Raw genomic sequence first — 26,536 nt, 5'->3', positions numbered from 1 at the left:
CGTCCGGGCTGAGCCCGCCGCGCCGTCCGCCGGCGGGGCCAGCGGTGCCGGGGCGCCGTTGATGCCGGGCGCATCCAGGCTGGCCGGAGCCGGCACGTCGCGCTGGCTGGGACCCGACAGGGGGCCGCCACACACGGGCCAGGCGCCGCGACCCTGGGTGGCAAGCACCCGCTCGGCGACGGCGATCTGCTGTTCCCTGCTGGCGAGTTCGGCCGACGGTGCGTACTGGCCACCGCCGTGTGAGGCCCAGGTGCTCGCGCTGAACTGCACGCCACCGTGGTAGCCATTGCCGGTATTGATGCCCCAGTTACCGCCGGATTCGCAACGGGCTACCTGATCCCATTCACCGTCGGTGGCTGCGGCCGCTTGGCCGGCAAGGGCGATGCTGCCGCCACCAAGAACCGCGCCGGTGAAGGCGATCTTGGCGACGCTGATGTTCGAACTGCTGGGCTTACGGTGACGTCCACTCATACGCGCCGATGTATTCCTCTCTCGTCACGCGCCTGCGAGGTCAGCTGTCGGGTTCGGGTTGGAGAGGCCACCCGGCCGGCGTGGTCTCAAACGAGACGACGTCGACTTCACCCCTAGGAGCCGCGAGCGGCCCCAATCCGATCACGGTGGACCGGTGGGTCCCCCGTCTCCATCCATGTAGTTCGGAGGCCCCCGCCTATTGGATGGAGCTCGGCGCGATAGGGAGGGGAGGTCCGCCAATCGGGATGGCTGGCGAGCCTTCGGAGACGTTAACCGTTTCTGTTGGTCTCGTCACGTTGAGCGACACCCGGCGTTTCCCTCTCAGCCATTCGCGAAAACGGCAGGAACACATAGTGTTTGCGCAGGTCGCAACGCACGATATCGGAGCGTGATCGCGCCGTTATCGTTCCGTTACGTGAGATATGTCACAGTTTCAGCCGCCGGAAAATGGCGGCAGGACATCGATCGTGTCACCGGGTTGCAACAGTGTGGTCTCGTCGCGCACGGCGATTCCGTCGCGCAGGTACGAGCATCGGGTCAACACGGTGGCCAGTCGAGACCCTCGGTCGGCGAGCTCGTCGAGCGGCTCGCCGACCGAGGTGCCGGGTCGCAGCACCACCGACTCCGAGTCGACGCCCGCGGCCGCTCGCGCGGCCGCGAAGTAGCGCACCGTCACGTGGATTCCGTTGGCTTGGACAGGGGTCTGTCCCATGCGACTAGCCACCGATCGCGCTCATCGGGCGGTCGGGCTGGATGAAGTTCGGGTCGTTGATGCCGTGACCGGCGGGCTTGCCCCACATCGCGGTGCGCCACGCCGCCTCGATCGCGTCGTCGGGCGCACCGCCGCGCAGCAGCCCGCGCAGGTCGGTCTCCTGTTCGGCGAACAGGCAGCTGCGGATCTGGCCGTCGGCCGTCAAGCGGGTGCGGTCACACGCGCCGCAGAAGGCGTGCGATACCGATGCGATGACCCCGAACTTGCCGCTCGGCGTGCCCGGGCCGGTATCGACCAACCAGAGCTCGGCGGGGGCCGATCCCCGCGGGGCCGGGTCGGGCCGCAGCCGAAAGTGCGGGCGCAGTGCGGCCAGCACATCGTCGGCGCCCAGCGCCGCGTCCCGTCGCCATTGGTGCCCGGCATCCAGCGGCATCTGCTCGATGACGCGCAACTGGTAGCCGTGCTCGAGGCAGAACCGCAACAGCCCCACCACATCCTCGCGGCCGGTGCCGGGATCCAGCACAGCGTTCACCTTCACTGGTGTCAGGCCGGCCTCGCTGGCTGCGGCCAGGCCGTCGAGTACGTCGGCGAGCCGGTCGCGACGGGTGATGGCCGCGAAATGCTGGCGATCCACGCTGTCGAGCGAGACGTTGACGCGGTCCAGGCCGGCCGCGGCGAGCCCGGCGGCGCGCCGCGCCAGCCCGACACCGTTGGTGGTCAGCGAGATCTCGGGGCGGGGCCGCAGGGCGGCTGCCTCGGCGACCACCTCTTCGAGGTGGCGCGCCAGCAGGGGTTCGCCGCCCGTGAACCGCACGCTGGTCACCCCGAGCCGAGTGACCGCGATGCGCATCAGCCTGGCCAGCTCGTGGGCACCCAGCAATTGTTCGCCCGGCAGCCAGTTCAGGCCTTCCGCCGGCATGCAATAACTGCACCGCAGGTTGCAGCGGTCGGTCAGCGAGACCCGTAGATCGGTGGCGACCCGCCCATAGGTGTCCACCAGCGGACCGGTAGTTGGCGCATCGGCGGGAACGGCCGGGCCGTCATCGCGGCGCGGCACCGACGGAACCCCCAGCGTGGTCAGGGTCATGCGGCCGCCGGCGGCGCGTAGTGGGTCGGCGAGCTGACCGGAACGATCTGCTTGCCCAGCGGCATCAATGACACCGGAATCAGTTTCAGGTTGGCCAGCGCCAACGGGAGGCCGACGATCGTGAGCGCCATAGCCGCCGCGCTAACCAGATGACCGATCGCCAGCCACACGCCGAACAGCACCACCCAGATTACGTTTCCGACCAGGGCGCCCGACCCCGCGGTCGGTTTGTCGACGATCGTGCGGCCGAACGGCCACAGCGCGTAGGAGGCGATGCGCAGCGACGCGAAGCCGAACGGAATGGTGATGATGAGCACGAAGCTGACGATCGCCGCCGCCAGGTAGCCGACGGCCATCCAGAGGCCGCCGAAGACCAGCCAGATGACGTTAAGGATCAGGCGCATATCTCCTCCGCGGTTGTTACCAAGCGTACCGAGTGCCCAATAACGGGGGTGCTCGTTATATGGGCTTCCGAGTAGGATCAGACTCCTAATACGGCGTCCTGCGCAGGCGGGACGCATATTTTGTTGCCTATTTCCGTTGATTCGTTAGACAAGCAGGTGAGACCAGTGCCGACGGGCAAGGTGAAGTGGTACGACGCTGACAAGGGCTTCGGCTTCCTGTCGCAAGAGGACGGCGAAGACGTGTACGTTCGCTCGTCGGCGTTGCCCGCTGGGGTCGAGGGCCTCAAGGCGGGCCAGCGTGTCGAGTTCGGCATCGCCTCCGGACGGCGCGGACCGCAAGCGTTGAGCCTCAAACTGATTGAGCCGCCGCCCAGCCTGACCAAGGCGCGTCGCGAGGTGCCCGCCGAACACAAGCACAGCCCCGACGAGCTGCACGGCATGGTCGAGGACATGATCACGCTGCTGGAAAGCGCAGTGCAGCCCGAGTTGCGCAAGGGTCGCTACCCGGACCGCAAGACCGCCCGCCGGGTTTCCGAGGTGGTCAAGGCCGTCGCCCGCGAGCTCGACTCCTGACCTCGACGTAGGCTGGCGGTGCCTGCGTCGGGGCCACGCCAGTCGGCCGGTGGCGCTTGGCCGACTAGAAATCACCGTCTACAGCCGACGGAGGGTGGCGACGTGTACACCGGGGTATTCACAGCCCACGACAGTCATCGAGCAAGGAGGCTGTGATGGCGCAGCAGACGCAGGTCACCGAACAGGAAGCGAGAGCTCTCGCTGAGGAATCACGCGAAACAGGTTGGGAAAAACCGTCTTTCGCCAAAGAGTTGTTCCTGGGTCGGTTTTCGCTGGAGTTGATTCACCCGTTCCCCACACCATCGGAGGCGGACGACGCCCGCACCCGTGCGTTTCTCGACCGGCTACGAGATTTTCTGGACACCGTGGATGGCAGCGTCATCGAACGCGATGCGCAAATTCCCGATGAATACGTGAAGGGTCTGGCCGATCTGGGCTGTTTCGGGATGAAAATTCCGTCCGATTACGGCGGGCTGAATATGTCGCAAGTCGCCTACAACCGAGCCTTGATGATGGTGACGAGCGTTCATCCCAGCCTCGGCGCATTGCTGTCGGCTCATCAGTCGATCGGAGTACCCGAGCCGCTCAAGCTCGCCGGGACGCCGGAGCAGAAACGGAAGTTCTTGCCGCGGTGCGCCGCTGGGGCCATATCAGCTTTTCTGCTCACCGAACCCGATGTCGGCTCCGACCCGGCACGCCTGGCCTCGACGGCCGTACCGGTCGAGGACGGGAAGGCCTACGAACTCGATGGCGTGAAGTTGTGGACCACCAACGGCGTGGTCGCAGAGTTGCTGGTGGTGATGGCCCGGGTGCCCAGGGGCGACGGACATCGAGGCGGCATCAGCGCCTTTGTCATCGAGGCCGATTCGCCCGGCATCACCGTGGAGCGACGCAACAAATTCATGGGACTGCGTGGCATCGAGAACGGTGTGACCAGGCTGCACAAGGTGCGGGTCCCGAGCGAAAACCTGATCGGCCGGGAAGGCGACGGCTTGAAGATCGCGCTGACCACGCTCAACGCCGGACGATTGTCGATTCCCGCCAGCGCGACGGGCTCATCGAAGTGGGCGCTGAAGATAGCGCGCGAATGGTCCGGTGAGCGCGTGCAGTGGGGCAAACCATTAGCCGAACACGAGGCGGTGGCACGCAAGCTCTCGTTCATCGCCGCGACCAACTACGCGCTTGACGCGGTGCTCGAGCTGTCCGCCCAAATGGCCGATGAGGGCCGCAACGACATCCGCATCGAGGCGGCGTTGGCGAAGTTATGGTCCAGCGAGATGGCCTGCCTGATCGCCGATGAGGTTATGCAGATTCGGGGCGGGCGGGGGTACGAGACGGCGGAGTCGCTGGCCGCGCGCGGCGAACGCGCGGTGCCCGTCGAGCAGGCGGTGCGGGACCTGCGGATCAATCGCATCTTCGAAGGATCCAGCGAGATCATGAGGCTGCTCATCGCGCGCGAAGCGGTCGATGCCCACCTCGCCGCGGCCGGTGACCTCGCCAAGCCCGACACCGGGTTGCGGCAGAAGGCCGCCGCGGCCGTCGGGGCGAGCGGATTCTACGCAAAGTGGTTGCCGCAGCTGGTTTTCGGTGAAGGGCAGCGGCCGCGGGCCTACCATGAGTTCGGTCCGCTGGCGTCACACCTCCGGTTCATCGAACGCTCCAGCCGCAAGCTGGCACGCAACACCTTCTACGGGATGGCACGTTGGCAAGCCAAACTGGAGCAGCGGCAGGGCTTCCTCGGACGCGTCGTCGATATCGGTGCCGAACTGTTCGCGATGTCCGCGGCCTGCGTGCGGGCGGAGTCGCAACGCGCCGCCGATGCGGCGGTTGGTCAGCAGGCGTACGAGCTCGCCGAAACATTCTGCCAGCAAGCGGCCTTGCGGGTGGAGGCGCTGTTCCACGCCTTGTGGGACAACACCGACGACAGCGATGTCGAGCTCACCCGCAACCTGCTTCAGGGACGCTACAGCTGGCTCGAGGACGGGGTCATCGATCAGTCGGAGGGCACCGGTCCGTGGATCGCTGAGTGGGACGAGGGTGCCTCGACCGAGACCAACTTGGCTCGGAGATTTCTCCCCCCCTGAGACGCAGGGTCGAAAGCGGAGTCGCTCCTACCCGAAATCGCGGGGATCGCTCGGCAATGAATCGACGTTGAGCGACTATGGGAGATATGGCTTCCTATATTGCTCCGGCGGGCGAATTCACCCGCGACACCAACTACATCACCACCCGTATCACCGCCGATGGGCGCGACGGCTATCCGGTCGAGCCCGGGCGGTATCGGCTTGTCGTCGCCCGGGCGTGCCCGTGGGCGAACCGCGCGATCATCGTGCGTCGCCTACTGGGCCTCGAAAGTGTTCTCTCCATTGGCTTTTGCGGACCGACCCACGACGAGCGGAGTTGGACGTTCGATCTCGATCCGGGCGGGATCGACCCGGTGCTGAAGATCCCGCGGCTGCAGGACGCCTACTTCAAGCGTTTCCCGGACTATCCCAAAGGCATCACGGTCCCGGCGATCGTCGACGTCGGAACCGGCGAGGTGGTCACCAACGACTTCGCGCAGATGACCCTGGATTTTTCGACCGAATGGTCGGCATACCACCGCGACGGCGCGCCCGAGCTGTATCCCGAACAGCTGCGCGACGAGATCGACGGGGTGAGCAAGAAGGTCTACACCGAGATCAACAACGGTGTGTACCGGTGCGGGTTCGCCGGTTCGCAGGAAGCCTACGAAGCGGCCTACGACCGGTTGTTCAGCGCGCTGGATTGGGTCAGCGAACGGTTGAGCAATCAGCGATTCCTGGTGGGCGACACCATCACCGAGGCCGACGTGCGGTTGTTCACCACCCTGGCCCGCTTCGACCCGGTGTATCACGGGCATTTCAAATGCAATCGCAGCAAATTGAGGGAAATGCCGGTGCTGTGGGCCTATGCCCGCGACCTGTTCCAGACCCCGGGGTTCGGTGACACCGTCGACTTCGTCCAGATCAAACAGCACTACTACATCGTGCACGCCGACATCAATCCGACCCGGATCGTGCCCAAGGGTCCGGACCTGGCCGGCTGGCTGTCCCCACACGGGCGAGAAAGCCTGGGCGGCACGCCGTTCGGGATGGGAACGCCGCCGGGGCCGCCGATCGAAGGCGAACGCGTGCCCGCCGGGCACGGCGCCTAGTTCGTGGCGGCAAGTCCTCAGAACGTCAGCCGCACGGACCATTCCGCGTGCGGCACGTCGCGCAGCTCGCCCGCGGGATCCACCGCCAGCGTCAGCAACTGCACGACGATGCCGGCCAGACGCCCGCGCTGCGGGTCGACCGGCGGGATGGTCACGGCGAACCGGGTGGCCGGCCGGAAGATGGTGCTGGTCGTGTTGGTGGGGTCGTCGTATACCTGCAGCAGCCGCCAGGGTGCCCGGTAAATAGCATCGGGCACCGAGAGCTGAATCGGGTAACGCTCGCTGACCTTCAGCTCGCCCTGGTTCTGCGGCGTCTCGCAGTCTTCGAGGTTGAGCACGTTGCAGTACAGGTAGGGCCCCACCCGGATCAGGTGACCGTGAGAAAACGCGCTGATCTCGGGGTGGCGCGGTCCTGAGCGGCCGACCAGCAACCAGGCGCCGACGCCGGCTCCGACGCAGAGCACCGCCACCAGGCAGGCGAGCAGCACGGCCACGCCCCGCTTGCTTTTGGGTTTCACTCGGCAACCACCGCCGGAGCGCCGACACCGCGGCGCTTGCCTGCCTGCTCGACCATGATTGGCCTATTTCCTCCCAGGCCGGGAATCAGTGAGTTGCCGCGGAAGCTGACCAGTGTCTGCGCCAGACCCAGAATGAGCAGCGCAGTGACCGCGGTGAAACCGACCCACAGCTCGGTGTACACCAACACCCCCAGCGCGCCGCCGAGGACCCAGGCCAACTGCAGTGTGGACTCCGAACGCCCGAAGCCCGATGCGCGGGATTCCTCCGGCAGGTCGTTCTGCAGCGACGCGTCCAGGGACGCCTTCGCGATGGCGCTGGCCCCCGACGTGACCAGGGTGGCGATCACCGCCAGCACCAGGTTGCCGGCCACCGCGGCGGCCAGCGCGACCGCGCTCACCGCCACCGTGCAGCGCACCACCAGCACGGCGGGCCGCCCCAGCTTCAGGCGCGCACTGGTGAAGTTGCCGACGAAATTGCCGATCCCTGCCGCGGCGCCGATCATCCCCAGCATCGCGACCTGGGCCCAGCCACTGGCCTGATGGGCTTTGGCGACGAACGCGGGATAAAGGAACAGAAACCCCACCATGACCTTGATGGTGCAGTTACCCCACAGCGATGTGATGATGTTGCGGCCCAACGGCTGTCGCAGTGCCCCGCTGACCTCCTTGTGCCAGCGGCGCCGCAGCGGTTCACTGTCCTGGCGATAGCTCAATGTGGCGGGAACCTCGCCGGTGGTCACCTCGACCCAGCGCGGTATCCGCATGGCCAGCAGGGCGCCGGCGACCGTCACCGCGATCACCACGAACAAGGCGCCGGGCAGCTTGAACAGGTGGGTACAGACGAACTCGACGCCACCGGCAATCGCACCGCCGACGATCGTGCCGCCCAGCAGACCGAACATGGTCAGCCGGGCGTTCACCCGCACCAGGTCGATGGTCGGCGGCATCACCCGCGGTGTCACCGCGCTGCGCAGCACGCTGAACGACTTCGAGAACACCATCATCGCGAGTGCGCACGGATAGAGCACCCACGACGGGAAACTGCCGCTCGCGCCGTCATAGTTCATGACCAGCAGCACGGCCAACGCGGTGCGGAGGGCGAACGACGCGGCCAGGGCGACGCGGCGGCCGTGCTGCAGCCGGTCCAGCGCCGGACCGATCAGCGGCGCGATGACCGCGAACGGTGCGATGGTGATCAACAGGTACAGGGCGACCCGGCCCTTGCTCTCGCCGGTTGCCGCGGCGAAGAACAACGTGTTGGCCAGTGCGACGGCCATCGCGGCGTCCACCGCAAAGTTGGCCACCACGGGCCACGTCAGCGCCGTCAGACCTGACTTGTCGGCGCCGTCGGCGGTCGCGGCGCGCTGCACCATCCAGTACATCCGCGAACCCATCTCGCGGCTGCGCAATGCCGCGGCGCGGGTGACGGTGATCCGCTCGCCGGTCGCACGAGGTGCCCCGCCACTGTTGCGTTCCGGCTCCGGCTGATGGTCCAGTGGGGGCAAATAGCGGTTGGCGCTCGGCATCGGCGACGGGCGGCGGGTGCGCCGATCGGCGGCGCCGTCGGCGGGGTAATTCGCCGCGCCCGGATGCTGGGAGGCAGGGTTCTTGCGGGGCCGGCGGCCCGGCTGAGGGGCCACTCGGCCGGGATTGTTTTGCCGCCTTCCAGACACGTTCCGATTCTCCCCTACGCCGACTGCATGCGTCTGCAGGCAACGGGGTGTGGCTCGTCAACCTAGTATTGGAAACGCAATGCAGACAGAAGACAGCGTGACGCGACCCATCGAGGAGCCCACCATGGACTACGCCGTGGCGACCGTGGGCGACTGGCCCGAGGGGTTGGCGACGGTGCTCACCGGCGCGGCAGACCAGGCCAGGGCCGCCGCGGTGGAGTTCAGCGGGCCGGAGATGGTCGGCGACTATCTGGGCGCCGGCTACGAAGACCCGAACACCGCCACCCACCGGTTCCTGGCGCATTTACCCGGCTACCAGGGGTGGCAATGGGCGGTCGTGGTGGCCGCCTATCCGGGGGCTGAGCACGCCACCATCAGCGAAGTGGTGCTGGTGCCGGGGCCGACGGCACTATTGGCGCCCGAATGGGTGCCGTGGGACCAACGGGTGCGGCCGGGGGACCTGAGCCCCGGAGACCTCTTGGCGCCCGCCGCCGACGATCCTCGCTTGGTTCCCGGCTACACCGCCAGTGGGGATCCCCAGGTCGATGAGACCGCCGCGGAAATCGGGCTAGGCCGTCGTTGGGTGATGAGCGCCGAGGGCCGCTCGGAGGCGGCCGAACGCTGGCGCACCGGCGACTACGGCCCCGACTCCCCGATGGCGCGATCCACCAAGCGGGTGTGCCGCGACTGCGGCTTCTTCCTGCCGCTGTCGGGTTCCCTGGGTGCGCTGTTCGGGGTGTGCGGCAACGAATTGTCGGCCGACGGGCACATCGTCGACAAGCTGTATGGCTGCGGTGCCCACTCGGACACTCCCGCCCCCGCGGGCACCGGCTCGCCGGCCTACGAGCCGTACGACGATGGCCTGTTGGACGTCACGCAGGCGCCGGTCGAGCCGTCCGCGCCGCCGTCGGAGTCGTCCGAGCCCGCAGAAGTACAGGCGGAGCCCGAGGCCGGGCAGCCCCAGCCCGAGACGCCGGGCGAAGCGGCGGAAACCGGCACGCAGACCGAAGGGTCGGCAGTCGAGCCCGTGGCCGAGACGCCGGAGTCCGGACAGCCGCGAGACGAGACGCCCGACTAGCCGGTTTCGGCGGCGGCCTTGATGCGCGCCAGCGAGGCGTTCATGCCGTCGAGCAATTCGCTTTCGAATTTGGTGGTCCCGCCGAAGAGGACATTCACCGACAGATTCGAAAATGCGGTGACGCCGTTTTCGGCGTGCCGGCTCTCGATCAGCCGCGTTCCCTCGCCGCTGGGCTCGAGCTCATAGGTCCAGATGGTGTTGTTGGTGTCGACGCGGAACGCGAGCTTGCGGTCGGGGACGATCTCGACGACCGTGCAGGTGGTCGGCCAGAACATCCGTTTGCGGCGGTTGAGGTTGAGGGTCCGGGTGCCCTGACGCAGTGGGCCGAAGGGCTTCATCCACCGGCACTGCGGACTCCACTGCGGCATTCGCCGCAGATCGGAGACCAACTCCCACACCGTGGCCACCGGTGCGTCGATATCGACACGCGCTTGCAACAGCGGGGCTACCATCGCTCCTCCAGGTCTGCGAATCACTTGTGGTCGAGAAAATTCTCCAGCCCGGCCTGGGCACCGCGCGCACCGCGACGGGCCGCGGCGAGCTGCAGCAAGAAGATGCTGGTGCCGAGCGCGCCCACGCCCAACCCGGCCAGGGCCACCGGACGCCAGCTCTGCAGGGAGGGCACCAGGAAAGCGGCGCCCACCGCGATCAGCCAACCCACCGCCCCGAGCGTGATGAACGGCCACGCGCGCAGCAACGCAGCCGGCAGCGGCGGTGCCGTGCGGTTACGACCGGGTTCGGCAGACATCGCGATCAACATAACCCGCCGCCGGTGTTCGCGGACGGCGCACCCACGTGCCGAGACGGATGATCGAAATCCACGGAGTGGAGCGGGATACGCGGGCGGATAAGCGTTTCGATGAAATTGTCGCCGCTCAGCCCAACGGATCAACGGCCCGTCGTTCGCGGGTTCGTGTCCCGGTTTGTCAGCCTGCCGTGTAACCTCGCGCCATGCCTGACAGCGATGCGCGGCTGGCCAGCGACCTGTCACTGGCAGTTATGCGGCTGGCCCGCCAACTTCGGTTTCGCAATCCGTCGTCTCCGGTGTCGTTGTCCCAGCTGTCGGCGCTGGCGATGCTGACCAACGAAGGCCCGATGACGCCCGGCGCCCTGGCGATTCGCGAGCGGGTCCGGCCGCCGTCGATGACCCGGGTGATCGCGTCGCTGGCGGAGATGGGCCTGGTGGACCGCACGCCACACCCGGTCGATGGCCGGCAAGTGCTCGTGTCGGTCTCCGAGTCTGGGGCCGAGCTGGTCAAGGCAAACCGCCGCGCCCGCCAGGAGTGGCTGGCCAAGCGGCTGGCGACGCTCGACACCGAACAACGCGACACCCTGCGCAACGCGGCCGATCTGATGCTGGCCCTGGTCGACGAAGGCCCGTGAGCCACACCACCGAAGCCGGCGAATGATCACCGACGTTGACGACCCCGACGATCCGAGGCTCGACGATTTCCGCGACCTGAACAGCGTCGACCGTCGTCCAGATCTGCCGTCCGGCAAGGGTTTGGTGATCGCCGAGGGTGTGCTGGTGGTGCAGCGCATGCTCGCGTCACGTTTCCGCCCGCACGCCCTGCTGGGCACCCACCGCCGGCTCACCGAGCTCGAAGATGACCTGGCCGGCAGTGACGTGCCGTTCTACCGGACCTCCGCGGACGTCATGGCCCGAGTGGTCGGGTTCCACCTCAACCGCGGCGTGCTGGCCGCCGCCCGGCGGGTGCCCGAACCCGGCGTTGCCGAGGTGATCGCGGGGGCCCGCACCGTCGCGGTGCTCGAAGGAGTCAACGATCACGAGAACCTGGGCTCGATCTTCCGCAACGCGGCGGGCCTCGGCGTCGACGCGGTGGTATTCGGCAGCGGCTGCGCCGACCCGTTGTATCGCCGCGCGGTCCGGGTGTCGATGGGCCACGCGCTGCTGGTGCCTTTCGCGCGGGCAAGCTGTTGGCCCGCCGACCTAAAAAGTCTGCAGGACAACGGTTTTCGACTTATTGCCATGACCCCGCAGGGCGCTGCTTGCGCCTTGCCGGACGCGATGGCGGCCGCGCGCGACCAACGCGTCGCGGTGTTGGTGGGCGCCGAGGGGCCCGGGCTGACGCCGGCCGCCCTGCGGTTGAGCGACGTGCGGGTGCGCATCCCGATGTCGCGGGGCACCGACTCGCTCAACGTCGCGACGGCGGCGGCGTTGGCGTTCTACGAGCGGGCCCGGTCGACCACGAGAGGCGGCGATGGACAGTCAGACTAGGCTCCGGCTGATGAGAGACGAATCCGTCCCGTGGGCAACGGGTTTGACGGTGACGGCATTCGTTGCCGCGGTCACGGCCGCCGCGATCGTGGTGCTCAGCCTTGGGCTGCTTCGGGTGCACGCACTGCTGGCCGTCGGCCTCAATATCGTGGCCGCGGGGGGGCTGGCACCGACCTTGTGGGGATGGCGGCGCACCCCGGTGCTGCGCTGGTTCGTGCTGGGTGCGGCGGTGGGCGTCGTCGGAGCCTGGGTGGTGCTGCTCGCGTTGACGGCCGCGGGTCGCGGCTAGTGGCGATCGCGAGCGCGGCATAGCCGGGTGAAGCGGGTCGCCACCGTCGGCCCTAGTGGCGATCGCGAGCGCGGCATAGCCGGGTGAAGCGGGTCGCCACCGTCGGCCCTAGCGCTGTCCGCCCGAGCGCACCCCGAGCAACACGTCTTCCCACGCCGGAATGACCGGCTTGCCCCGGCGAGTGTGCACGGGCTTTTCCTCGGGTTCCGCGGCCACCGGCGGTTCCGCGACGGGCGGCTTCGCGGGCTCTTCGAAGTCGACGTGGGCCACCCGGGCCAGCGGGCGAAGCGGAAGTTCGAAGCTGGGGTCGATCAGCGCGGTGGCCGCGTCGTCGATGGCGGTGACCGTTCCGCCGTGGGCGCCGGGGGAGAAGCAGAAATGCGCGAGGTTGTCGGAACGGCCGACCTTCCACGCGAGCTGCACCGTCCAGCGGTTGTCTTCGTTGCGCCAGGCGTCCCAGCTGAGTTTGTCGTGGCTGAGGCCCCGGGTCACCAGCGCGGCGCTGACCGTCTCCAGCAGGGTCAACACGGCGGGACCATCCGCCAGCATCGGGTGGGCGGCGGTTGCCAGCTCCGCGGCGCGGAACCGTTCCAACAGCACCGGGTGGGCGAAGCGGCGAATGCGCGACACCTCCGAGCCGGACGCCGCGGCGACCTGCTCGACGGAGGCGCCCGCGCGAATCTTTGCCTGAATTTCTTTGGGGCTCAGCATGTTGGTGACTTCAATCTCGAGCTGCGGTTGCTCAGTGCACAGGGCTGCGTCACGGAGCAGCGCTCGCAGGCGGTCGTCGGCCGCCAGCTTGAACTGCTCCGCGGGTTCGTCACCCTCGCAGATGACATATTTGCTGTCGGCATCCAGCCCAACCACTTTGAGTTCCCGCATGGTTATCTCCTCGCAGGCTCCGAGCAGGTCAGCGACGGACCCGTCACGTGCGCACTGTAGTCCAGCAACCGCCCATCACCTGTGCTGACACGCTGTGCGGTTGCGCCCTGATTGCCAGTCGGTTACAGGCGCTCGACGACCCAATCGATGCATTGGGTGAGTGCGCTGACGTCGTCGGGCTCCACCGCTGGGAACATCCCCACCCGAAGCTGGTTGCGGCCGAGTTTGCGGTACGGCTCGGTGTCGACGACGCCGTTGGCCCGCAGAATCTTCGCCACGGCCGCGGCGTCGACCTCGTCGGCGAAGTCGATCGTGCCCACCACCTGCGAGCGCAGCTTCGGGTCGCTGACGAATGGCGTGGTGTAGGACCGCTCCTCGGCCCAGGAGTACAGCCGGCCCGACGAGTCCGCGGTGCGTTTGACGGCCCAGTCCAGCCCGCCGTTGCCCAGCATCCAGTCGACCTGCTCGGCCATCAGCGCCAGGGTGCCGACCGCCGGGGTGTTGTACGTCTGGTCCTTCAGGCTGTTCTCCACCGCGATCGGCAGCGACAGGAAGTCGGGAACCCAGCGGCCGGAGGCGGCGACGGACTCGACGCGGGCGAGCGCCGCCGGACTCATGATGGCCAGCCACAGGCCGCCGTCGCTGGCGAAATTCTTCTGCGGAGAGAAGTAGTAGGCGTCGGTCTCGGCGATGTCGACGGGCAGCCCGCCGGCGCCCGAGGTCGCGTCGATGACGATCAGTGCGTCGCCGGAATCTGCCGGCCGGCCGATGGGCACCGCGACGCCGGTGGACGTCTCGTTGTGCGCCCAGGCGATGACGTCCACCGAGGGGTCGCTCTGCGGCTCGGGGGCGCTGCCTGCGTCCGCCTTGATGACGACGGGATCGCCGATGAACGGGTTTTTGGCGACCGCGGAGGCGAACTTGGAGCTGAACTCGCCGAAGGACAGATGCAACGAACGCTTGTCGATCAGGCCGAAGGCCGCGGCATCCCAGAACGCGGTGGCGCCGCCGTTGCCCAGAATCACCTCGTAGCCCTCGGGCACGGAAAACAGATCGGCAAGCCCGGACCGCAGCCGACCGACGAGGTTCTTGACCGGCGCCTGCCGATGCGAGGTGCCGAACAACGGGGCGGCGGTCGTGCTCAGCGCCTGCAGCTGTTCGGGCCGGACCTTTGACGGGCCACAGCCGAAGCGGCCGTCACGGGGTTTGATGTCAGCGGGGATCTCGAGCTGGTCAGCCATGCTCCTCAGGGTAGTGAGCTGACCTGGCGGGTCGGTGCGGCGGGCCGCCCGCCGGCCCCTGACACCGGGTCAAAACGCCTGTTCGGGCGCGGCAGAACGTTTGGTCATATGTGATCTAGGGCATAAAAAATTCATGACCACCGGTCAGGTCACACTGCCTGGAAGGGGTCTAGAGAATATCCGGTACCTGCGGTACTGTCTGGACACAGCACGTCCAAATGTAAACCTCGTTGGGGAGGCCTGGATATGGCTAGGACGCGATTGGTCCGGCGTTGGCGCAGCAAAATGGAAGTGCGCGACGACGCCGAATACGTCAACATGCTTGCCACACTGTCCGAGGGGTCGGTGCGGCGCAACTTCAATCCGTACACCGACATCGACTGGGATTCGCCGGAATTCGCCGTCACCGAAAACGATCCGCGGTGGATTTTGCCGGAGACCGACCCGCTGGGGCGTCACCCGTGGTATCTCGCGCAGCCGGACGAGCGCAAGATCAAGATCGGGATGTGGCGCCAGGCCAACGTGGCCAAGGTGGGACTGCACTTCGAATCCATCCTGATCCGCGGGCTGATGAACTACACCTTCTGGGTGCCCAACGGCTCGCCGGAGTACCGGTACTGCCTGCACGAGTCGGTTGAAGAGTGCAACCACACGATGATGTTCCAGGAGATGGTGAACCGCATCGGCGCCGACGTGCCGGGCATGCCGCGGGTTCTCAAGTGGCTTTCGCCTTTGGTTCCGCTGGTCGCCGGGCCGCTGCCGGTGGCGTTCTTCATCGGCGTGCTGGCCGGCGAGGAGCCCATCGACCACACCCAGAAAAACGTTCTGCGCGAAGGCAAGTCGCTGCACCCGATCATGGAGCGGGTGATGGCTATTCACGTGGCCGAGGAGGCCCGCCACATCTCGTTCGCCCACGAGTTCCTGCGCAAGCGGGTGCCGGAATTGACCAAGAGGCAGCGATTCTGGACCGCGCTGTACCTGCCGTTGACCATGAAGGCACTCTGCCGCGCAATCGTGGTGCCGCCCAAGGCGTTCTGGCGCGAGTTCGACATCCCGCGTGACGTAAAGAAGGAACTGTTCTTCCGCTCGCCGGAATCGCGTAAGTGGCTCAGCGACATGTTCGGTGACGTGCGGATGCTGGCTTATGACACGGGCCTGATGGAGACGCGCTCGGCGCGGTTGATGTGGCGGTTGTGCAAAATCAACGGCAAGCCGTCGCGTTACCGCAGCGAGCCGCAGCGCCAGCACCTGGCCGCGGTCCCGGCCGCCTAATAACTGCGAGATCCTTTATGCCGCACGTTATTACCCAGTCGTGCTGTAACGACGGGTCCTGCGTTTTCGCGTGCCCGGTGAATTGCATTCACCCGTCACCGGACGAGCCCGGCTTCGCCACGTCGGAAATGCTCTACATCGATCCGGTGGCGTGCGTGGACTGCGGTGCCTGCGTGAGCGCATGCCCCGTCGGCGCGATCGCACCCGACACCCGGCTGGACTCCAAGCAGCTGCCTTTCATCGAGATCAACGCCTCCTTCTATCCGGACCGGCCGAAGGACGAGAAGCTGCCGCCGACGTCGAAGCTGGCCCCGGTGATCCCGGCGGCCGAGGTGCACGCCCGCCGAAGGCCGCTGACCGTGGCGATCGTCGGATCGGGGCCCGCGGCGATGTATGCCGCCGACGAGCTGCTGACCCAGCAGCGCGTCTGCGTCAACGTCTTCGAAAAGCTGCCCACGCCTTATGGTTTGGTGCGGGCCGGAGTGGCGCCCGATCATCAGAACACCAAGCGGGTCACCCGTCTTTTCGACAGAGTCGCCGGTGATCGCCGGTTTCGGTTCTATCTCAACGTCGAGGTCGGCAAGCAGCTGAGCCATGCGGACCTGCTGGTCCACCACCACGCCGTGCTGTACGCCGTCGGGGCGCCCGATGACCGCCGGCTGGACATCGAGGGCATGGGCCTGCCGGGTACCGGCACCGCGACCGAACTGGTCGCGTGGATCAATGGGCATCCCGACTTCGCCGATCTGCCAGTCGACCTCAGCCACGAGCGGGTGGTGATGGTCGGCAACGGCAACGTCGCCCTCGATGTTGCCCGGGTGCTGACCGCGGATCCCGACGACCTGGCCCGCACCGACATCGCCGACCACGCGCTGGCGGCCTTCCGGGGCTCGGCGGTGCGCGAGGTGGTGATCGCCGCGCGGCGCGGCCCCGCGCAGTCGGCGTTCACGCTGCCCGAGCTGATCGGGCTCACCGGCAGCTCCGAGGTGGTGGTCAGCACGGCCGACCATCAGCTGGTGGCGGCCGATCTCGCGACCGCTTCGGACGCGTTGACCAAGCGCAAGCTGGAAATCTTGAGCACACTCGGCGACGACTCGACGCCGTCATCGCGCCCGAGGATCAGGCTCGCTTACCGGCTCACCCCGAACCGCGTACTGGGCGAGCAACGCGCCACCGGTGTGGAGTTCACGGTCACCGGCACCGACGAGACGCGCATTGAGGAAACGGGCCTGGTACTGACGTCGATTGGCTACCGCGGCAAGCCGATTCGCGATCTTCCCTATGACGAATCGTCGGCCGTCGTGCCGAACGACGGAGGCCGCGTCGTCGAGCCCGCCTCGGGTGAACCGGTGCCCGGCGCATACGTCGCGGGCTGGATCAAGCGGGGACCCAGTGGCTTCATCGGCACCAACAAGTCCTGCTCGTTCGAGACCGTGCAGTCGCTGGTCGCCGATTTCAACGCCGGCAAGCTGACCGATCCGGTCGGCAAGCCCGAGGCGCTGGCCAGCCTGGTGCGCGCGCGTCAGCCCGACGCGATCGACGCGGCGGGATGGCGCGCCATCGACGCCGCCGAGGTCGCGCGCGGCAGCGATGAGGGGCGGCCCCGCAACAAGTTCACCGACATCTCCGCCATGCTCGCGGTGGCAGCCGCCGCAGAGCCGGCGCCACCACCGCGACGCCGGCTGCTGGATCGGCTGTTCGGCTAGCCGGCTCCCTGCCCGGACATCGCCGCCGAGATCTCATCCATGCTGACCTCGCGGACTGGCTGCCCCAATGACCAGTGGTGGCCGAATGGGTCGGCCACCATGCCGTAGCGGTCGCCCCAGAACTGGTCGTCCAGCGGGGTCACCACGGTTGCACCCGCATCCAGCGCGCGCTGGAAGCTGGCGTCGACGTCGGTGACCGTCAGGTGGATCGTGACGGGGGTGCCGCCCAGCGACGTCGGCGTCATCGATTTACCCCCGCACACTTCGGGGAAGTCGTCGTTGAGCATCACCGTGAAGCCGTTGATGCGCACAGCTGCATGCACCAATTCGCCGTCGGGGCGCGGCACGCGCCCTATTTCCTCTGCCCCAAAAGCCTTGACGTAGAAATCGATTGCCGCGGCGGCATCGTCGACCACCAGGTGCGGGGACAGTGCCGGTTCGATGTTGATCGCCATGCTGCTTCTCCTTGTCGGTTCCCGTTCCTGCCCGGGGGACGGGCAAGTCCACGATTTATGACTGCGTCGGCGACGAAAACTCATCGCGACGCCAACCATTAGATCGCCGGGTACCGACAACCAAGCGGCTCAGGCGTTGGTGAGACTGCGGTCCCAGCCCTCGACGGTTTCGGGGCTGCGCGGGCTCGGGCCAACGTAGATGGCCGACGGCCGGACCAGCTTGCCCAGCCGCTTCTGCTCGAGGATGTGGGCGCACCACCCCGCGGTACGGCCGCAGGTGAACATCGCGGGCATCATGTTGGCCGGCACTCGGGCGAAGTCCAGCATCACCGCGGCCCAGAACTCGACGTTGGTCTCGATCGCCCGGTCCGGACGGCGCTCGCGCAGCTCCGCCAGCGCGGCCTGCTCGAGCGCGACGGCCACCTCGTGGCGTGGCGCGCCCAGCCGTTCGGCGGTAGCGCGCAGCACCCGGGCCCGCGGGTCCTCCGCGCGGTAGACCCGGTGCCCGAAGCCCATCAACTTGTCGCCGCTGTCCAGGATCTTCTTCACCAGGCCACGCGCGTCGCCGGTGCGCTCGACCTCTTCGATCATCGGCAGCACCCGCGCCGGCGCCCCGCCGTGCAGCGGGCCGCTCATCGCGCCGATAGCCCCGGACAACGCCGCCGCCACGTCGGCGCCGGTCGAGGCGATCACCCGTGCGGTGAACGTCGAGGCGTTCATGCCGTGCTCGGCGGCTGAGACCCAGTAGGCGTCAATCGCTTCGACGTGCCGTGGGTCCGGCTCACCCTGCCACCGCGTCATGAAACGGGCGGTGACCGTGTCGCATTCGTCGATGATCCGCTGCGGGACGGCCGGCTGGTAGATGCCGCGTGCGGACTGCGCGACGTAGGACAGCGCCATCACCGACGCTCGGGCCAGCTGGTCGCGGGCGACGGTCTCCTCGGTGTCCAGCAGCGGCTTGTACCCCCAGATCGGGGCGAGCATGGCCAAGCCCGCCTGCACGTCGACGCGGACGTCGCCGGTGTGGATGGGCAGCGGGAACGGCTCGGCGGGCGGCAGCCCGCGGCCGAATTTGCCGTCGACCAGCAGCGCCCACACGTCGCCGAAGGTGACCTGCTGGCTCACCAGGTCTTCGATGTCGACGCCGCGATAGCGCAGCGCACCGCCGTCTTTATCCGGTTCGGCGATTTCGGTGGTGAAGGCGACCACGCCCTCGAGGCCGGGGACGAAGTCTTCGGGGACCGCAGTCATACCGAAAATTCTCGCACCCCCTGATCGGGCTGACGCTACCGGCCGGTAGCAAGCGCCGGTAGCGTTGACGCGATGGCAGGACCAGACCCCGAACCAGGAAAAGAGCACCTGCAACGAATGCGTGTGGAGTACGGGTCAGTGGAAAAAGACGGTAGTCCAGATCTCGACGCGGATTGGCTCAGTGACGGCTGGGTTTCGTTGTTGCGCAAATGGATCGACGACGCCGAGCGGTCGGGCGTCGCCGAACCCAACGCGTTCGTGCTGGCTACCGTCACCGCCGACGGCAGGGCGGCGAGCCGATCGGTGTTGTGCAAGAGCGTGGACGAGACCGGAATCACTTTCTTCACCAACTATGACTCGGCCAAGGCCGACGATCTCGCGGCGACGGCGCACGCCTCGGCCACATTTCCCTGGTACCAGCTCGGCCGTCAGGTCCACATCCGCGGGCCGGTCAGCAAAGTCAGCCCGCAGGTCACCGAGGACTACTGGTCCAAGCGGCCGCGCGGGTCCCAGCTGGGCGCCTGGGCGTCGCACCAATCGCAACCCATCACCTCGCGAGCGGCCCTGCTCGACCAGCTGAGCGAGGCGACCGCCCGCTTCGCCGACCGCGAGCCGGTCCCGGTCCCGCCGAACTGGGGTGGCTATCTCATTGCTCCCGAGCTGGTTGAGTTCTGGCAGGGGCGGGAAAACCGACTGCACAACCGCATCCGTATCACCGGTGACCGGGTGGAGCGCCTGCAGCCCTAGCCCGCGTTGCGCGGCGTCGTACCGGACACGATTGCTGGCGTGACCAGCAGACTCGACCCCGGCCAGGCGCCTTATCCTCATAACGACTACCTTTTGCAGTAAGCACCAAGTCAGCAGCCATTCAGCCAGAGCGCGAAGGGGTTCTCGTGGCAGACACCGACGACACCGCCACTTTGAAGTACCCGGGCGGCGAGACCGACCTGCAGATCGTCAACGCCACCGAGGGCGCTGACGGCATTGCGCTGGGCTCGCTGTTGTCCAAGACCGGCTACACGACGTTCGACAACGGCTTCGTCAACACCTCCGCGTGCAAGAGTTCCATCACTTACATCGACGGCGACGCCGGCATCCTGCGCTACCGCGGCATCCCGATCGAGCAGCTCGCCGAGAAGTCGACCTTCATCGAGGTGAGCTACCTCTTGATCTACGGCGAGCTGCCCAGCAAGGAGCAGCTGGCCGACTTCACCAAGCAGATCCAGCTGCACACCATGCTGCACGAAGATCTCAAGCGATTCTTCGACGGCTTCCCGCGCAACGCCCACCCCATGCCGGTGTTGTCCAGTGCCGTCAACGCGCTCTCGGCCTACTACCCCGATTCGCTCGACCCGATGGACAGCGAGGACGTCGAGCTGTCGACGATCCGGTTGCTGGCCAAGCTGCCGACCATCGCGGCTTACGCCTACAAGAAGTCGGTGGGCCAGCCCTTCCTCTACCCGGACAACTCGCTGTCGCTGGTGGAGAACTTCCTGCGCATGACGTTCGGGCTGCCCGCTGAGCCCTATCAGGCGGATCCCGAAATCGTTCGCGCGCTGGACATGCTGCTCATCCTGCACGCCGACCACGAGCAGAACTGTTCGACGTCGACGGTCCGGCTGGTGGGGTCGTCGCAGGCCAACCTGTTCACCTCCATTTCCGGTGGCATCAACGCGCTGTGGGGTCCGCTGCATGGTGGCGCCAACCAGGCGGTGCTCGAGATGCTCGAAAAGATCCGCCAAAGCGACGACGACGTCAGCGAATTCGTGCGTAAGGTCAAGAACCGCGAAGAAGGCGTGAAGCTGATGGGCTTCGGTCACCGGGTTTACAAGAACTACGACCCGCGGGCCCGCATCGTCAAGGAGCAGGCCGACAAGATCCTGGCCAAGCTCGGCGGCGACGACGACCTGCTCAGCATCGCAAAGGAACTCGAAGAGGCGGCACTCACCGACGACTACTTCGTCGAGCGCAAGCTCTACCCCAACGTCGACTTCTACACCGGCCTGATCTACCGGGCCCTGGGCTTCCCGACCCGGATGTTCACCGTTCTGTTCGCGCTGGGGCGGCTGCCCGGGTGGATCGCGCACTGGCGCGAGATGCACGACGAGGGCGACAGCAAGATCGGGCGCCCGCGCCAGATCTACACCGGCTACACCGAGCGCGACTACGTCACCATCGACGTGCGCAAGTAACAAGTAAGCGGGTCCGCAATCGCGGCAATCGCATCCGCTATCTGAGCGAGGCCAGCACCGCCATCGCGGCGTTGTGCCCGCCGATGCCCGACACCGCCCCGCCCCGGCGTGCGCCGGAGCCGCACAGCATGATCCGTTGGTGCGCGGTGGCCACGCCCCATTGCCGTGCCGGGGTGTCCAGCCGGTCGTCGTCTTCGGCGAACGGCCACGACAGGCCACCGTGGAAGATGTTGCCCGCCGTCATTCCCAAGCTGCGGTGCAAGTCCAGCGTTGTCGTCGTCTCGATGCAGGGCCGGCCGTGCGCGTCCCTCATCAGAACGTCTTGAATCGGTTCGGCCAGAACGGAATTCAGCGAAGCCAACACGGCGTCGGTCAGTCGGTCGCGTAGGGCGCCGGAATAGGTGCCGTCGAACAGCGAGTGCGGGGTGTGCAGGCCGAAAACCGTCATCGTATGGGCGCCCGAGTCGCGGAGCTCGGCCGACAGGATGCTCGGGTCGGCCAGCGAGTGGCAATAGGCTTCGCAGGGCAGCGGATTCGGGATCTGCCCGGCGGCTGCGCTCGAATACGCCGCGTCCAACTGGGTCCAGGTTTCGTTGACGTGGAAGGTCCCGGCGAATGCGTGCTCGGGTCTCACATTCTCATCGCGCAGCCGGGGCAGCCTCCGCAGGACCATGTTGACCTTGACCTGCGCACCCTGGGCCGGAGGGGCCGGTCGTTCACCGAGAAGACCGGCCAGGACCGTCGGCGTGACGCCGGCGAGAATGAACCGCGCCCGGATCCGGTGCTCGTCGTCCGCGGCGCGATAGCAAACCTCGCCGCTGGGGTCGACTGCGTAAACGTCTGCACCGGTAGTGATTTCGGCCCCGTGGCCGACCGCCGCCGCGGCCAGGGCCGTGGTCACCGCGCCCATGCCGCCGATCGGGACGTCCCAGTCTCCGGTGCCACCGCCGAGCACGTGATACAGGAAGCAGACGTTCTGCGCCAGCGAAGCGTCATCGAGGCGGGCGAACGTGCCGATCAGTGCGTCGGTTGCGATCACCCCGCGCACCACGTCGTTGCGCACCGCGTCGGCGATGGCATGTCCGATCGGATCCTCAATCACCGTCTGCCACCCGGTCTCCGCGCGGCGATCACCGGCTGTCACCACCCACCGGCGGGCGTCCTCGCGGGTGCGCAGCGGTTCGAGCAATGTCGGCCACAGTCGTTCGGTCACCAGCCGGCAGCGTCGGTAGAAGTCGGCGAATCCCTGCGCGTCGCCGCCCGCCCCGATGCCGGCAAAGGTGTCAGCGTCCGACCCGATCAGCAGCCCGCTGCACCCGCCGGTCGCGGGGTCGGGTGTGTACGACGAAAACGCTCGCCGGGCCAACCGCACGTCGGCGCCGAGATCATGCACGATTCGTGCGGGCAGCAGGCTGACCAGATAGGAGTAGCGCGATACCCGAACGTCGACACCGTCGAACGGTTGCGTCGAGACGGCGGCGCCCCCGGTGTGGTCGAGCCGTTCCAGCACGCGCACCCGCAGGCCCGCGCGGGCCAGATAGGCGGCCGCAACGAGGCCGTTGTGGCCGCCTCCGATAACTACGGCGTCGACTTGGCTCGCCTGGTCGCTCAGCTCAGGTAGCCCTCGACCTCGTCGGGCGGGCGCACCTCCGCCTCCCGCGGGTCGCCGCCGGTGTCGCGTAGCGCTCGGCGCTGCCGCAGCAGGTCCCAGCACTGGTCGAGTTCCACCTCGACCCGCCGGAGGCGGTCATGCTCTTCCGACGTGTCGATGTCCCCGCGCTGCAGTTGGGCCCGCAGCGCTTTCTCCTCGGCGACCAGGTCACGAATCACTGCCAGCGTGTCATTGTCGGTCGGTTTACTGCCGTTGGCCATCGCTCCAGTGTGCCCGACTCGGTCGGCAGTGAATCGGTAGGCTGCATATCGCCTGGCAACGGGCGGATGACTTGAGGGAGGGCGGTCGTGAGCATCAAGCGGCTCGGCGCGCCGTGGCTGATCGCCCTGGTGGTCATTCCGCTTCTGATGGCCGTAATCGGATACGAAACGTCGGCGCGACCCCCGTCCGGTCGCGTATCGTCGGCGCCTTCGACCAGCGCTGCTGGGCCGAAGATTTCGCTGGCGGCGTTCTCCATGACCCGCAACGGCAACAGGGTCAGCCTGACCGGAGTCTTCCCCGACGAGTCCGCCCGAGGGACGTTGCTGAAGGTGCTCAAGGACGCATTGGGCCCCGGCGTCAACATCGTCAACGAGATCCGCATCGATCCCGCCGTCGACGCACTCGATTTCGCCAAGGCCAAGCCAATTTTCTCCGACAGCGCGTCGATCGCCGATTTCGCTGTCGCGGTGAGCGGAGACACCATCACGCTGGCGGGGACCGCGGCATCGCCCGACCAGAGGAACACCGTCGCCGCGGATGCAAAGCGGATCTGGTCCAATCTGAATGTCGTTGACAACCTTGCCGTTAACGCACCGGCAGCGTCGTCGGCGCCCACCGCCGCCGCGTCGTGTGCCACCCTGCAACCGGCGATCAATACCCTGACCGAAGGCGCGCTCACCTTCGAATCGAACCTCGGCAGCCTGACCGCGTCCGGCGAGCAGGTCCTGACTCGCATCGCCGACCAACTCAAGGCCTGCCCGAACGCGCACGCGACCATCAACGGGTACGCCGACAGCACCGGCAACGCAAGCCTGAACGTTCCATTCAGTGAGGAGCGCGCGCAAACCGTCGCGGGGTTTCGGGTCGAAATCGTAATCAGCTAGGGAGATCGACGTGGACTTCGTCATCCAATGGTTGTGGTACCTGCTCGCCTTCGTAGCGGGCTCGGTCGTTGCCTGGGTGATTGCCACAGTGCTAGGCCGTGCCGGGAAGGGGGCGCGATGAGCCACCCGCCCTGGTGGCTCTTTGGGCTGTCCTTCGGGCTCGGGCTCGTTCTGACGCTCACTCTGATGCTGCCCGACGCCAAAAGCCAAGCGCCGGTGACGAAGTCACCGAACGAGCGGACGACGCCGGAGCCCGCGACAACCACGATCCCGGTCACCGAGAAGCGCACCACGAGAATTCCGGTCACCGAACGACCGACCACCAAGATCCGGGCGCCAAAAGGGTTGCTGACCACCAGGATTCGGGCGTCGCCACGGGCGCCCTACGGTCCGGGCTCCGCCGATGCCGACGCCGATGGCGGGGGCCCGGCGGGATATTTGGTCAAAGCCCGCGCCGACGGCAAGGTTTACCTCACTCCCGACGATCGGGTCTACGACTCCATCACCGCCCAGGTCTGGTTCACCGACGAGAAGTCCGCGCAACAAGCGGGTTTCACCCGCTGGCGCGACAGTTCGGACAACCCCCGGCGGCGATAGGGCGCTAGCTGGGGCCGGGCAGCCGCAGCACCAGACGCGCGCCACCTAGGGGGCTGTTCTCCAGCGCCGCCGTGCCACGGTGCAGCTGGGCCTGTTGGGCAACGAGCGCCAACCCCAGGCCCGATCCGGAATGAGAGGCCGTCGATCCCCGAGAAAATCGATCGAACACGACCTCGCGCTCGTCTTCGGGCACGCCGCCGCCGTTGTCGTCAATGGCGATCTCCACGCCGGCGCGCGAGCTCACCGCCGAGAGCTGGACCTTGGTGGCGCCGCCATGCTTGACGGCGTTGGCGATCGCGTTGTCGACGGTGAGCCGCAACCCGGCCGGTAACCCGACGATGATGCAGGTGGGTGATGGCACCAGCGAAACGTCGACCCCTGGATAGATCCGGGTGGCGTCATGGGCCGCGCGGTCGAGCAGCTCAGTGATGTCGACGGGCACGTGATCGTCGGCCGTCGACAGTTCGCCCTGGGCCAACCGTTCGAGGGCGGTCAACGTGGCCTCGATCCGCGACTGGGTGCGGATGACGTCGCTCAGCACCTCTTTGCGCTGTTCGTCGGGCATGTCCAGGGTGGATAGGACTTCGAGGTTGGTCCGCATCGCGGTCAACGGGGTACGCAGTTCGTGCGAGGACACTGCGGCGAAGTCACGGGCCGACGCGAGTGCATCCTTGGTCCGGTCCTGCTCAGTCCAGATGCGCTGCAGCATGCCTCGCATGGCTTCGGCGATCTCGACGGCCTCGCTGGCGCCGCGCACCGCAACCTGTGGGCGCTCGTCGGCGTCGATCGAGCGGGCTTGCTGGGCAAGACGTTTGAACGGTCGCACCGCGAAAGCCGCCAGGAGCCAAGCGAATACCCCGGCCGCGCCAATTGAGAGCGCGCAGATCAGGATCACCCGACGATGCAGGTTGTTGGTCTGGGCGATCGTGTCGTCATAGGTCGCACCGACCGCCATCGTCGCCGGCTGCGGCGTGCGGACCTCCAGAGTCCGCACCCGGTAACGCACCCCGTTGATGTAGGTGTCGGCATAGCCCACATCCAGCGGCGGGAGGGTGATGTGCGAGTTGGACATGACCTGGCCCTCGCGCCGGACCGTGATGACGGTGTCCTGGTCGTTGGGGGTACGCGGGATGTCCCCGAGTCCACGCGGCAGGAAGGGGATGGCGAAGCCGGCCGCCTCATCCAGGCGGCGATCAAGTCGTTCCTTCCAGGCGCTGGTGATGCCGAACCACACGACCGCACCCGCGATGACCACCACGATGGCGGTGCCGATGGCCGTCGCGACCGCGACCCGCGCCCGTAGCGATGGCGTACGGGTCGCAATCCGGGACAGAAAGTTCATTGCCGGTCGCCCTGCTTACTGCATGCGCAGTACGAATCCCACTCCGCGGACGGTGTGCAGCAGCCGGGGGCCACCGTTCGCCTCCAGCTTGCGGCGCAGATATCCGATGAAGACGTCGACGACGTTGGTATCGGCGGCGAAGTCGTAACCCCACACCAGCTCGAGCAGTTGCGCGCGGGACAAGACCGCCGTCTTGTGTTCGGCCAGCACCGCCAGCAGGTCGAACTCCCGCTTGGTCAGGTCGACGTCGACGCCATTGACCCGGGCACGCCGTCCCGGGATATCGACTTCCAGCGGCCCGACCGTGATGGTTTCCGAGGAGGACGTGGCGGTGGCGCCGCGGCGGCGCAGCAGCGCTTTGACCCGCGCGACCAGCTCGGCCAGCACGAAGGGTTTGACCAGGTAGTCGTCCGCGCCCGCCTCGAGGCCCGCGACCCGATCGTCGACCGAGCTGCGGGCGGACAGCACGCAGACGGGGACGTCGTTGTCCATCGCCCGCAGCGCCGTGACGACGCTGACGCCGTCCAGCACCGGCATGTTGATGTCGAGCACGATCGCATCCGGGCGCGTCTCGGTGGCGCTGCGCAACGCCTCGGCGCCGTCGACCGCCGTCGCCACCTCG

At 67.3% G+C, this 26,536-nt stretch carries 28 protein-coding genes, 2 pseudogenes and 1 riboswitch; of the genes and pseudogenes, 14 read left to right on the top strand and 16 right to left on the bottom strand.

Annotated elements, in window-relative coordinates; translation table 11 throughout:
• The 4 genes from A5652_RS07085 to A5652_RS07070 all read right to left on the bottom strand — a co-directional run.
• Nucleotides 1–471: transglycosylase family protein (locus A5652_RS07085; protein ID WP_197513810.1), on the bottom strand; the 471-nt coding region annotated here is incomplete at its 3' end.
• A gap of 13 nt (nt 472–484) precedes the next feature.
• Nucleotides 485–697, bottom strand: a riboswitch (cyclic di-AMP (ydaO/yuaA leader).
• Between the two features lie 207 nt (nt 698–904).
• Entirely contained in the window at nt 905–1,183 is a 279-nt protein-coding gene (locus A5652_RS07080; RefSeq protein ID WP_067348339.1) for a MoaD/ThiS family protein, read from the bottom strand.
• 4 nt (nt 1,184–1,187) lie between these two features.
• Nucleotides 1,188–2,270: a GTP 3',8-cyclase MoaA gene (gene moaA / locus A5652_RS07075; protein WP_067348336.1), complete on the bottom strand. Its 1,083-nt coding sequence runs from the start codon at nt 2,268–2,270 to the stop codon at nt 1,188–1,190.
• Entirely contained in the window at nt 2,267–2,674 is a 408-nt protein-coding gene (locus tag A5652_RS07070) for a YccF domain-containing protein (protein WP_067348333.1), read from the bottom strand. Before A5652_RS07070 ends, moaA begins: the two co-directional genes overlap by 4 nt.
• A 165-nt stretch (nt 2,675–2,839) precedes the next feature.
• Between A5652_RS07070 and A5652_RS07065 the strand changes: the two genes are divergently transcribed.
• The 3 genes from A5652_RS07065 (at nt 2,840) to A5652_RS07055 (ending at nt 6,422) form a co-directional block, all read left to right on the top strand.
• Complete coding sequence (locus A5652_RS07065) at nt 2,840–3,247, top strand: cold-shock protein (RefSeq protein WP_067348329.1); 408 nt, start codon at nt 2,840–2,842, stop codon at nt 3,245–3,247.
• 155 nt (nt 3,248–3,402) lie between these two features.
• Entirely contained in the window at nt 3,403–5,331 is a 1,929-nt protein-coding gene (locus tag A5652_RS07060) for an acyl-CoA dehydrogenase family protein (RefSeq protein ID WP_067348325.1), read from the top strand.
• 86 nt (nt 5,332–5,417) lie between these two features.
• Nucleotides 5,418–6,422 (top strand): glutathione S-transferase family protein, encoded by a 1,005-nt coding sequence (locus A5652_RS07055; protein WP_067348322.1) that lies wholly within the window; start codon nt 5,418–5,420, stop codon nt 6,420–6,422.
• A 17-nt stretch (nt 6,423–6,439) separates the two neighbouring features.
• Here A5652_RS07055 and A5652_RS07050 read toward each other — a convergent pair whose 3' ends face one another.
• Both A5652_RS07050 and A5652_RS07045 read right to left on the bottom strand, forming a co-directional pair.
• A complete protein-coding gene (locus A5652_RS07050) occupies nt 6,440–6,940 on the bottom strand; it encodes a DUF2771 domain-containing protein (RefSeq protein WP_067348318.1) in 501 nt (166 codons plus the stop codon).
• Complete coding sequence (locus A5652_RS07045) at nt 6,937–8,580, bottom strand: MFS transporter (protein WP_067348314.1); 1,644 nt, start codon at nt 8,578–8,580, stop codon at nt 6,937–6,939. Before A5652_RS07045 ends, A5652_RS07050 begins: the two co-directional genes overlap by 4 nt.
• A gap of 112 nt (nt 8,581–8,692) precedes the next feature.
• On the opposite strand from A5652_RS07045, the pseudogene A5652_RS07040 reads away from it, so the two are divergent.
• A pseudogene (locus tag A5652_RS07040) lies at nt 8,693–9,505 on the top strand (DUF3027 domain-containing protein); the annotation flags it as partial.
• A gap of 182 nt (nt 9,506–9,687) precedes the next feature.
• Here the strand turns inward: A5652_RS07040 and A5652_RS07035 are convergent.
• Together A5652_RS07035 and A5652_RS07030 are read right to left on the bottom strand one after the other, a co-directional pair.
• Nucleotides 9,688–10,143, bottom strand: coding sequence for an SRPBCC family protein (locus A5652_RS07035; protein WP_067348308.1), 456 nt, complete (start codon nt 10,141–10,143; stop codon nt 9,688–9,690).
• Nucleotides 10,144–10,163: 20 nt separating this feature from the next.
• Nucleotides 10,164–10,439, bottom strand: coding sequence for a DUF2530 domain-containing protein (locus A5652_RS07030; protein WP_067348349.1), 276 nt, complete (start codon nt 10,437–10,439; stop codon nt 10,164–10,166).
• Between the two features lie 203 nt (nt 10,440–10,642).
• Here A5652_RS07030 and A5652_RS07025 point away from each other — a divergent pair, with 203 nt between their 5' ends.
• Genes A5652_RS07025 through A5652_RS07015 form a run of 3 tightly spaced genes read left to right on the top strand, consistent with a single transcriptional unit; the run spans nt 10,643 to nt 12,219 of the window.
• Nucleotides 10,643–11,074: a MarR family transcriptional regulator gene (locus tag A5652_RS07025; protein ID WP_067348305.1), complete on the top strand. Its 432-nt coding sequence runs from the start codon at nt 10,643–10,645 to the stop codon at nt 11,072–11,074.
• Between the two features lie 22 nt (nt 11,075–11,096).
• Nucleotides 11,097–11,930, top strand: a complete 834-nt coding sequence (locus A5652_RS07020) for an RNA methyltransferase (RefSeq protein WP_067348302.1) — start codon at nt 11,097–11,099, stop codon at nt 11,928–11,930.
• A gap of 10 nt (nt 11,931–11,940) precedes the next feature.
• Nucleotides 11,941–12,219 (top strand): DUF2537 domain-containing protein, encoded by a 279-nt coding sequence (locus A5652_RS07015; protein WP_067348299.1) that lies wholly within the window; start codon nt 11,941–11,943, stop codon nt 12,217–12,219.
• Between the two features lie 108 nt (nt 12,220–12,327).
• On the opposite strand, the gene sepH is transcribed toward A5652_RS07015, so the two are convergent.
• Entirely contained in the window at nt 12,328–13,101 is a 774-nt protein-coding gene (sepH, locus tag A5652_RS07010; protein ID WP_067348296.1) for a septation protein SepH, read from the bottom strand.
• Between the two features lie 122 nt (nt 13,102–13,223).
• Nucleotides 13,224–14,342, bottom strand: coding sequence for a phosphoserine transaminase (serC, locus tag A5652_RS07005; protein WP_067348293.1), 1,119 nt, complete (start codon nt 14,340–14,342; stop codon nt 13,224–13,226).
• Nucleotides 14,343–14,588: 246 nt separating this feature from the next.
• Here serC and A5652_RS07000 point away from each other — a divergent pair, with 246 nt between their 5' ends.
• Nucleotides 14,589–15,614, top strand: coding sequence for a diiron oxygenase (locus A5652_RS07000; RefSeq protein ID WP_067348290.1), 1,026 nt, complete (start codon nt 14,589–14,591; stop codon nt 15,612–15,614).
• Nucleotides 15,615–15,631: 17 nt separating this feature from the next.
• Nucleotides 15,632–17,320: a 4Fe-4S binding protein gene (locus A5652_RS06995; RefSeq protein ID WP_067348287.1), complete on the top strand. Its 1,689-nt coding sequence runs from the start codon at nt 15,632–15,634 to the stop codon at nt 17,318–17,320.
• Here the strand turns inward: A5652_RS06995 and A5652_RS06990 are convergent.
• Together A5652_RS06990 and A5652_RS06985 are read right to left on the bottom strand one after the other, a co-directional pair.
• Complete coding sequence (locus tag A5652_RS06990) at nt 17,317–17,775, bottom strand: VOC family protein (RefSeq protein WP_067348284.1); 459 nt, start codon at nt 17,773–17,775, stop codon at nt 17,317–17,319. The two genes, A5652_RS06995 and A5652_RS06990, sit on opposite strands and share 4 nt — an antisense overlap.
• Before the next feature lie 129 nt (nt 17,776–17,904).
• On the bottom strand, nt 17,905–19,026 hold the full coding sequence (locus A5652_RS06985; protein ID WP_067348280.1) for a citrate synthase 2: 1,122 nt from the start codon (nt 19,024–19,026) through the stop codon (nt 17,905–17,907).
• A 117-nt stretch (nt 19,027–19,143) separates the two neighbouring features.
• Between A5652_RS06985 and pdxH the strand changes: the two genes are divergently transcribed.
• Together pdxH and A5652_RS06975 are read left to right on the top strand one after the other, a co-directional pair.
• Nucleotides 19,144–19,773 (top strand): pyridoxamine 5'-phosphate oxidase, encoded by a 630-nt coding sequence (pdxH, locus tag A5652_RS06980; protein ID WP_156745197.1) that lies wholly within the window; start codon nt 19,144–19,146, stop codon nt 19,771–19,773.
• Between the two features lie 146 nt (nt 19,774–19,919).
• Nucleotides 19,920–21,218, top strand: coding sequence for a citrate synthase (locus tag A5652_RS06975; RefSeq protein ID WP_067348275.1), 1,299 nt, complete (start codon nt 19,920–19,922; stop codon nt 21,216–21,218).
• Nucleotides 21,219–21,255: 37 nt separating this feature from the next.
• Here A5652_RS06975 and A5652_RS06970 read toward each other — a convergent pair whose 3' ends face one another.
• Entirely contained in the window at nt 21,256–22,830 is a 1,575-nt protein-coding gene (locus tag A5652_RS06970) for an NAD(P)/FAD-dependent oxidoreductase (protein WP_067348346.1), read from the bottom strand.
• Nucleotides 22,827–23,090 (bottom strand): DUF2630 family protein, encoded by a 264-nt coding sequence (locus A5652_RS06965; protein WP_067348343.1) that lies wholly within the window; start codon nt 23,088–23,090, stop codon nt 22,827–22,829. Before A5652_RS06965 ends, A5652_RS06970 begins: the two co-directional genes overlap by 4 nt.
• Nucleotides 23,091–23,177: 87 nt before the next feature.
• On the opposite strand from A5652_RS06965, the gene A5652_RS06960 reads away from it, so the two are divergent.
• The 3 genes and pseudogenes from A5652_RS06960 to A5652_RS06955 all read left to right on the top strand — a co-directional run bounded on the left by A5652_RS06960 (nt 23,178) and on the right by A5652_RS06955 (nt 24,572).
• The gene (locus A5652_RS06960; RefSeq protein WP_232001109.1) at nt 23,178–23,975 is read left to right on the top strand and encodes a BON domain-containing protein; all 798 of its coding nucleotides are present in this window, start codon (nt 23,178–23,180) and stop codon (nt 23,973–23,975) included.
• Nucleotides 23,976–23,985: 10 nt separating this feature from the next.
• Nucleotides 23,986–24,066: pseudogene (locus A5652_RS29105) on the top strand (hypothetical protein); the annotation flags it as partial.
• 26 nt (nt 24,067–24,092) lie between these two features.
• On the top strand, nt 24,093–24,572 hold the full coding sequence (locus tag A5652_RS06955; RefSeq protein ID WP_067348272.1) for a hypothetical protein: 480 nt from the start codon (nt 24,093–24,095) through the stop codon (nt 24,570–24,572).
• 4 nt (nt 24,573–24,576) lie between these two features.
• On the opposite strand, the gene A5652_RS06950 is transcribed toward A5652_RS06955, so the two are convergent.
• Nucleotides 24,577–25,914 carry a sensor histidine kinase KdpD gene (locus A5652_RS06950; RefSeq protein ID WP_067348269.1) on the bottom strand — a complete coding sequence of 446 codons (1,338 nt, stop codon included), beginning with the start codon at nt 25,912–25,914 and terminating at the stop codon, nt 24,577–24,579.
• A 15-nt stretch (nt 25,915–25,929) separates the two neighbouring features.
• Nucleotides 25,930–26,536, bottom strand: a 607-nt coding sequence (gene prrA / locus A5652_RS06945; RefSeq protein ID WP_067348266.1) for a two-component system response regulator PrrA, incomplete at its 5' end; no start/stop codon positions are given.

This window comes from Mycobacterium sp. 1165178.9 (assembly GCF_001673555.1).
Lineage (GTDB): Bacteria > Actinomycetota > Actinomycetes > Mycobacteriales > Mycobacteriaceae > Mycobacterium.
The sequence above is the reverse complement of the archived record's forward strand: the minus strand, read 5'-3'. Positions and strand labels throughout refer to the sequence as shown.

Coding starts and splice junctions, on each gene's coding strand:
- A5652_RS07080 (WP_067348339.1), bottom strand. CDS start 1,183: ATGGGACAGACCCCTGTCCAAGCCAACGGAATCCACGTGACGGTGCGC.
- moaA (WP_067348336.1), bottom strand. CDS start 2,270: ATGACCCTGACCACGCTGGGGGTTCCGTCGGTGCCGCGCCGCGATGAC.
- A5652_RS07070 (WP_067348333.1), bottom strand. CDS start 2,674: ATGCGCCTGATCCTTAACGTCATCTGGCTGGTCTTCGGCGGCCTCTGG.
- A5652_RS07060 (WP_067348325.1), top strand. CDS start 3,403: ATGGCGCAGCAGACGCAGGTCACCGAACAGGAAGCGAGAGCTCTCGCT.
- A5652_RS07055 (WP_067348322.1), top strand. CDS start 5,418: ATGGCTTCCTATATTGCTCCGGCGGGCGAATTCACCCGCGACACCAAC.
- A5652_RS07035 (WP_067348308.1), bottom strand. CDS start 10,143: ATGGTAGCCCCGCTGTTGCAAGCGCGTGTCGATATCGACGCACCGGTG.
- A5652_RS07030 (WP_067348349.1), bottom strand. CDS start 10,439: ATGTCTGCCGAACCCGGTCGTAACCGCACGGCACCGCCGCTGCCGGCT.
- A5652_RS07025 (WP_067348305.1), top strand. CDS start 10,643: ATGCCTGACAGCGATGCGCGGCTGGCCAGCGACCTGTCACTGGCAGTT.
- A5652_RS07020 (WP_067348302.1), top strand. CDS start 11,097: ATGATCACCGACGTTGACGACCCCGACGATCCGAGGCTCGACGATTTC.
- A5652_RS07015 (WP_067348299.1), top strand. CDS start 11,941: ATGAGAGACGAATCCGTCCCGTGGGCAACGGGTTTGACGGTGACGGCA.
- sepH (WP_067348296.1), bottom strand. CDS start 13,101: ATGCGGGAACTCAAAGTGGTTGGGCTGGATGCCGACAGCAAATATGTC.
- serC (WP_067348293.1), bottom strand. CDS start 14,342: ATGGCTGACCAGCTCGAGATCCCCGCTGACATCAAACCCCGTGACGGC.
- A5652_RS07000 (WP_067348290.1), top strand. CDS start 14,589: ATGGCTAGGACGCGATTGGTCCGGCGTTGGCGCAGCAAAATGGAAGTG.
- A5652_RS06995 (WP_067348287.1), top strand. CDS start 15,632: ATGCCGCACGTTATTACCCAGTCGTGCTGTAACGACGGGTCCTGCGTT.
- A5652_RS06990 (WP_067348284.1), bottom strand. CDS start 17,775: ATGGCGATCAACATCGAACCGGCACTGTCCCCGCACCTGGTGGTCGAC.
- A5652_RS06985 (WP_067348280.1), bottom strand. CDS start 19,026: ATGACTGCGGTCCCCGAAGACTTCGTCCCCGGCCTCGAGGGCGTGGTC.
- pdxH (WP_156745197.1), top strand. CDS start 19,144: ATGCGTGTGGAGTACGGGTCAGTGGAAAAAGACGGTAGTCCAGATCTC.
- A5652_RS06965 (WP_067348343.1), bottom strand. CDS start 23,090: ATGGCCAACGGCAGTAAACCGACCGACAATGACACGCTGGCAGTGATT.
- A5652_RS06955 (WP_067348272.1), top strand. CDS start 24,093: ATGAGCCACCCGCCCTGGTGGCTCTTTGGGCTGTCCTTCGGGCTCGGG.
- A5652_RS06950 (WP_067348269.1), bottom strand. CDS start 25,914: ATGAACTTTCTGTCCCGGATTGCGACCCGTACGCCATCGCTACGGGCG.